The organism is Actinophytocola sp. (genome assembly GCF_036555685.1).
Taxonomy (GTDB): Bacteria; Actinomycetota; Actinomycetes; order Mycobacteriales; family Pseudonocardiaceae; genus Actinophytocola.
Genome location: NZ_DATBKY010000124.1, coordinates 1 through 6,477 on the forward strand (window position 1 = coordinate 1; position 6,477 = coordinate 6,477).

The 6,477-nt window shown below is 71.0% G+C and carries 3 protein-coding genes; all 3 read left to right on the plus strand.

Translation table 11 applies throughout. The features are described from left to right. Positions 1 to 1,158: 1,158 nt before the first annotated feature. Complete coding sequence (gene mfd / locus VH969_RS12910; protein ID WP_331973956.1) at positions 1,159 to 4,716, plus strand: transcription-repair coupling factor; 3,558 nt, start codon at positions 1,159 to 1,161, stop codon at positions 4,714 to 4,716. A gap of 27 nt (positions 4,717 to 4,743) precedes the next feature. Next, the gene (locus VH969_RS12915) at positions 4,744 to 5,742 is read left to right on the plus strand and encodes a SurA N-terminal domain-containing protein (protein WP_331973954.1); all 999 of its coding nucleotides are present in this window, start codon (positions 4,744 to 4,746) and stop codon (positions 5,740 to 5,742) included. Next, positions 5,739 to 6,477, plus strand: a 739-nt coding sequence (locus VH969_RS12920; RefSeq protein ID WP_331973955.1) for a nucleoside triphosphate pyrophosphohydrolase, incomplete at its 3' end; no start/stop codon positions are given. The genes VH969_RS12915 and VH969_RS12920, both read left to right, overlap by 4 nt.

Genomic DNA, 6,477 nt, shown 5'->3' on the forward strand with positions numbered 1-6,477 from the left:
GGCAGATCGGTGACGTAGAGCAGAGCCTCGACCGGGTTCGTGTCCACGTGGCACTCGTACCGCTCCCCGGGAAACTGCACGTTCAGCACGACGGCGTAGCGCGGATCGCGCGCGGTCGTGAGCCGGACGCCGCGAATCCGCTCGCCGATCTCGCGGAACTTCTCCTCGTACGGCTTGACCAGCCAGAAAAAGCTCTCGTTGTACGACTCTGCCGCTCACGTAGTGAAACCGAAGGATGCTCACTGCGGCATCTTCTCGGGAGGTGGAGTGCGGCGGCACCAGCGTACGCTCCATCGAGTGGTTCTTTGCCACGTCGATCAGGCGTTGCTGCCAACCGGGGAGAGGTCAGCCGCCACGTCGATCACAGAGGTGTGACTTCGAACAGGTTAGAACACGTGTGGTGGGACGGAGAAGAGGCAGAATCGACTGCGCGGTGACCACTTGCGATCTGCTCACCCGGCCGCGCGAGAGGCTGACCTGATGGGCCTGTCGACGTGAGCGTTCCTCATCCAGTCAACCGACACTGAAGTGGTGCGCGCGCGGCGCGCGCTGTGCGCTGCAGGAAAAGTGTCATTCAAGTACGCGCCGAGCGACATTAAAAAGATGCGGTTGGGATGCGGAAAGATTGCCGGACGATAACGCGTGAAGTTTCTCGGGCAAATCCGCGACTTCTGCGGAGAACCCTGGCTTCAGCTGAAGTCCCGCGGCGACGCCGAAGATCGCGAAGTTCACTGAGATGCGGTGAAGTTGGCCTGCGTGTGACCACTTTTCGACGTGGCCGCACAGCTCGTGGCTCCGCGCCCTCGTCGTGCCGCTCAGCATCGCGGCCCGGCGTGGTGATGCCATGTGCTTTGCGGATGGACCGTGCCGGTATTCGTACCGGACTTGTTTTCGGGCGGGCAATTCCCCGGTGCATCGATTCATCCCTCCTTCATTGCCTGCCGCGCGACGCCGGCTGTGGCGGGCGCGGGTCGCCGGGTGCGGGTGGCCGGATGTGGGTGGCACCGGCGAGCAGGTCGCTGAGCTGCGCGAACGCGGGCGCGAAAAACCTGTCGGTGGGCACACGTAGGCTGGTGTCGAGAACCCCTCCCACGGGCTCGTCCCGGGCAGGGGTGTGTCCGCGCGTGCTTGCAAGCCAGGGGTGCATTCGCCGTGTCCATGACCAGCCCGCTCGAAGGCCTCCTCCAGGCCGTCCTGCCCGACCCCGCCCTCACGACCGTCCGCGAGGCCGTCGGGGCGGCCGACCTCGAGCTCGAAGGGCCTACCGCCGCCCGCCCGCTCGTCGCCGCGGCGTTGGCCGGCCGCGCACCGGTCCTCGCGGTGACCGCCACCGGGCACGAGGCCGACGACCTGACCGCCGCGCTCGGTGACCTGCTCGGGGCCGGCAACGTCACGAACTTCCCCTCGTGGGAGACGCTGCCCCACGAGCGCCTCTCGCCCCGGGCGGACACCGTCGCGACGCGGCTGGAGATCCTGCACCGGCTGGCGAGCGGCGACGCGCCCCAGGTCGTCGTCGCCACCGTGCGCAGCCTCATCCAGCCGATGGCGCCGAACCTGGGCGACCTCGAGCCGATCCACCTCACCGTCGGCGCCGAGCACGACTTCGACGAGCTCATCGACCGCCTCGTCGGCCTCGCCTACACCCGCGTCGACATGGTCGAGAAGCGCGGCGAGTTCGCCGTCCGCGGCGGCATCCTCGACCTGTTCGTGCCGACCGCCGAGCACCCCGTCCGCATGGAGTTCTGGGGCGACGAAGTCACCGAGATCCGGCAGTTCGCCGTCGCCGACCAGCGGTCGCTGCCGACCGAGGTCCGCCAGATCACCGCGCCGCCCTGCCGGGAGCTGCTGCTCACCGACGAGATCAAGGACCGCGCCCGCGAGCTCGCCGGCGAGCACGCCGCCGACGCCCACCTCGCCGAGATGCTCACCAAGCTCGCCGACGGCATCCCCACCGAGGGCATGGAGGCCCTCATCCCGGTCCTCTGCGAGGGCGAGCTCGACCTGCTCACCGACGTGCTGCCGGCCGGCGCGCACGTCCTCGTGATCGACCCGGAGAAGGTCCGCACCCGCGCCCACGACCTGGTCCGCACCGGCCAGGAGTTCCTCGAGGCCGCCTGGATGGCCGCGGCCGGCGGCGGCAACAGCCCGCTCGACCTGGGCCGCTCCGCCTACCGCGACCTCGCCGAGGTCGCCACCCACGCCCGCGACACCGGCCACCCCTGGTGGACGCTGTCCCAGCTCACCACCCCCGACGAGAACGTCGTCCAGCTCGGCATCCGACCGATCGAGGGCTACCGCGGCGACGTCACCCGCGCCTTCGCCGACCTGCGCGCACACGTCGCCACCGGCGGCGCGGCCGTGCTCGTCGTCCCCGGGGCCGGCACCGCCCGCCGCGCGGTCGAGCAGCTCGCCGACGCCGAGGTCGCCGCGACCTTCGCCGAGGCGGGCCTGCCGCAGCCGCCGGCCAAGGGCCTGGTCACGGTCGTCCGCGGCGCCATCGAGGAGGGCTTCGGCGTCCCCGGCCAGGCGCTCGTCGTGCTCACCGAGACCGACCTGACCGGCGGCCGGCACGGCACCTCCACCCGCGACCTGTCCGCGAAGATGCCCTCGCGGCGGCGCAACGCGGTCGACCCGCTCGCGCTGCGGACCGGCGACTACGTCGTGCACGAGCAGCACGGCATCGGCCGCTACATCGAGATGGTCCAGCGCACGGTCGCCGGCGCCACCCGCGAGTACCTCGTCCTCGAGTACGCGAGCTCCAAACGCGGCCAGCCCGGTGACCGCCTGTTCGTGCCCACCGACCAGCTCGACCAGGTCTCCCGCTACGTCGGCGGCGAGCTGCCCAGCCTGAACAAGCTCGGCGGCTCTGACTGGAAGAACACCAAGGCCCGTGCGAAGAAGGCGGTCAAGCAGATCGCCGCCGAGCTCGTGCAGCTCTACGCCGCCCGCCAGGCCGCGCCCGGCCACCCGTTCGGCGCCGACACCCCCTGGCAGCGCGAGCTCGAGGACGCCTTCCCGTTCACCGAGACCCCCGACCAGATGGCGGCCATCGACGAGGTCAAGGCCGACATGATGCGCGGCGTCCCCATGGACCGCGTGATCTGCGGCGACGTCGGCTACGGCAAGACCGAGATCGCCGTGCGCGCCGCGTTCAAGGCCGTCCAGGACGGCAAGCAGGTCGCGGTCCTCGTGCCGACGACGCTGCTCGCCCAGCAGCACCTCAACACCTTCACCGAGCGCATGCAGTCATTCCCGGTCACCGTGAAGGGCCTGTCCCGCTTCACCCACGGCCCGGACGCCGAGACGGTCATCGAGGGGCTCGCGAGCGGCGAGGTGGACGTCGTCATCGGCACGCACCGGCTGCTGCAGACCGGCGTCCGCTACAAGGATCTCGGCCTCGTGGTCGTCGACGAGGAGCAGCGGTTCGGCGTCGAGCACAAGGAGCACATCAAGGCGCTGCGCACGCACGTCGACGTGCTCACGATGTCCGCGACGCCCATCCCGCGCACGCTGGAGATGTCGCTCGCCGGCATCCGCGAGATGTCCACGATCCTCACCCCGCCCGAGGACCGGCACCCGATCCTCACCTACGTCGGCGGCTACGACGACAAGCAGGTCGGCGCCGCGATCCGGCGCGAACTGCTGCGCGACGGCCAGGTCTTCTACGTGCACAACCGGGTCTCCTCGATCGAGAAGGCCGCCCGGCGGCTGCGCGAGCTCGTGCCCGAGGCACGCGTCGTGACCGCGCACGGCCAGATGAACGAGGACCGCCTCGAGAAGATCATCGAGGGCTTCTGGGCGCGCGAGTTCGACGTGCTCGTGTGCACCACGATCGTCGAGACCGGCCTGGACATCGCAAACGCCAACACGCTGATCGTCGAGCGGGGCGACCTGCTCGGCCTCGCCCAGCTCCACCAGCTGCGCGGCCGGGTCGGCCGCGGTCGCGAGCGCGGCTACGCCTACTTCCTCTACCCGCCGGAGGCGCCGCTCACCGAGACCGCGCACGACCGCCTCGCCACGATCGCGCAGAACACCGAGCTCGGCGCGGGCATGGCCGTCGCCATGAAGGACCTGGAGATCCGCGGCGCGGGCAACATCCTCGGCGCCGAGCAGTCCGGGCACATCGCCGGCGTGGGGTTCGACCTGTACGTGCGGCTGGTCGGCGAGGCCGTCGAGGCCTTCCGCAAGCACGCGGGCAGTGACGCCGCTGCGCCGGGGGAGGAGGAAGAGCTCGCCGAGGTGCGGGTGGACCTGCCGGTCGACGCGCACATCCCGCACGACTACGTGCCGGGGGAGCGGCTGCGGCTCGAGGCGTACCGCAAGATCGCCGCGGCGGCCGACCCCGAGGGCCTGGCCGCGGTCGAGGAGGAGCTCCAGGACCGCTACGGCACGCCGCCGCTGCCGGTCCGGCGGCTCTTCGCGGTCGCGGCGTTCCGGCAGACGTGCCGCCGCCACGGCGTCACCGAGGTGGCCACCCAGGCCAGCAACATCCGCTTCGCGCCGCTGCACCTGCGCGACTCGCAGCAGGTCCGGCTCAAGCGCCTGTACCCCAAGGCCCACTACAAGGCGGTGACCAACCTGGTCTCCGTGCCGCGGCCGACCGAGGGCGCGGCCGGCGGCCGGATGGGCGCACCGCCGCTGCGCGACACGGAGCTGCTGGACTGGTGCGCGAACTTCCTCGACTCCCTGGAGATCGCCCCAGCACCGGTCGGGTGAACCGCTATGAGAGGCTTGGCAGCCGTGATGACTGCCAAGCTGCGTCCTCTCGTGCTGATCGCCGTGCTGACCGCGCTGGTCGCCGGCCTCACGGCGTGCGGATCGGGTCCGAGCCAGCTCAACTCCGCGGTGATCGTTGACGGCAAGTCGATCTCGGTCGACGAGGTGCAGGCCCTGGTCGACAAGGTCGTGCGGGAGCAGAAGGCGGCGAAGCCGCTGGCCCAGCAGCGCAAGCTGGACCTGGTCGCGCGCGAGGCGGTCAGCCAGCTGGTGCTGCACCAGCTGCTGCGCAAGGCCGCCCGCGAGGAGAACATCACCGTCAAGCCCGCGGACGTCGACCAGGCGGTCAAGCAGGACCCGTTCTCCGACGAGCTCCCGGCAGACGGCAGCGTGCCGCCGGACGCGCTCGCCCAGCAGCTGGTCTACCGCGCGCGGGACCTGCGCGACACGATCACCGACCAGATCCTGATGGTGCAGCTGGCGAGCAAGCACTTCGACAAGCTGCAGATCACGATGGACTACACGGCGATCGTCTCCCAGGACCAGAGCGCGAAACCGGAGTCCATGCGCGACGAGGCGTTCGCGAAGGCGCGGGAGTGGGCCGCCGACCCGGACGACGTCGCGAACCTGATCGCGAAGGACAAGCAGGCCGGCGGGGACGCGCAGGAGGGCGCGGAATTCCCGGCCGCGCAGAGCGCCGCGCTGGCGGCCACCGTGATGTTCGGCGCCGGCGAGGGTTCGGTCGTCGCGTTCGAGCCGTCGCCGCAGCAGGCCCTGTGGGTGGTCGGCCTGATCCGCAAGCGCGACACCGACGCCACCGTCGACACGTCGCAGGCACCGCAGGTCCAGCCGGCCGAGATGGTCGCGGTCGGCAAGCGGATGCTGCAACCCTTCGCGGAGGAGAGCCAGATCTCGGTCAGCCCGCGCTACGGCGTGTGGGACATGGTCGCGATGGGCGTGGCACCGAGCGAGGCCGAGACCACCGGCCTGGTGCTGACGCCGTCGTCCGGCGACGCGCAGCAGTGACGACGGTTGTCCTGATCGACCGGGGCCGCCTGCCGGCCGAAGCGGTTCCGCTGCTGCGCTCGGATGTGCCGGCGTACGCGGCACCGGGCGTCGGCCTGGGCCTGCCGGACGCGCCCGCGTCGTTGCCGGAGTCCGCCGTGCTCGTGACGGACGACCTCGCCGAGCCGCCAGCCGCGTCACTGGTGGCGGCCGGCGCGACCGTGCTCGCCGTGCCTCGGCTCCCCGGCGCGGCGCTGCTGGACGCGGTCGCGGTGATGGATCGCCTGCGCTCCCCGGGCGGCTGCCCCTGGGACGCGGAGCAGACGCACGACTCGCTGCGCCAGTACCTGGTGGAGGAGTGCTTCGAGCTGCTAGAGGCCATCGAGGAGGGCGACCGGCCCGCGCTGCGCGAAGAGCTCGGCGACGTGCTGCTGCAGGTGCTGATCCATTCTCGGATCGCGGAAGACGATGAGAGCGATCCGTTCTCGATCGACGACGTGGCAGCGGGGCTGGTAGCAAAGCTGGTCGGTCGGCACCCACACGTGTTCTCCGAGGGCGCTCATGCGGTGCACGACGCTCACACGCAGAACATCCGATGGGAGCAGCTCAAGCAGGAGGAGAAGCGCCGGGAGTCCAGTGTGGACGGCGTGGCGATGGGCCAGCCGGCCCTGGCCCTGGCGGCGAAGCTGGCCCAGCGCACGGCGCGCGCGGGCCTCCCGGGTGATCTCCTCCCGAAGGCGTCGGACACGGGTTCGA

Coding starts and splice junctions, on each gene's coding strand:
- mfd (WP_331973956.1), top strand. CDS start 1,159: ATGACCAGCCCGCTCGAAGGCCTCCTCCAGGCCGTCCTGCCCGACCCC.
- VH969_RS12915 (WP_331973954.1), top strand. CDS start 4,744: ATGACTGCCAAGCTGCGTCCTCTCGTGCTGATCGCCGTGCTGACCGCG.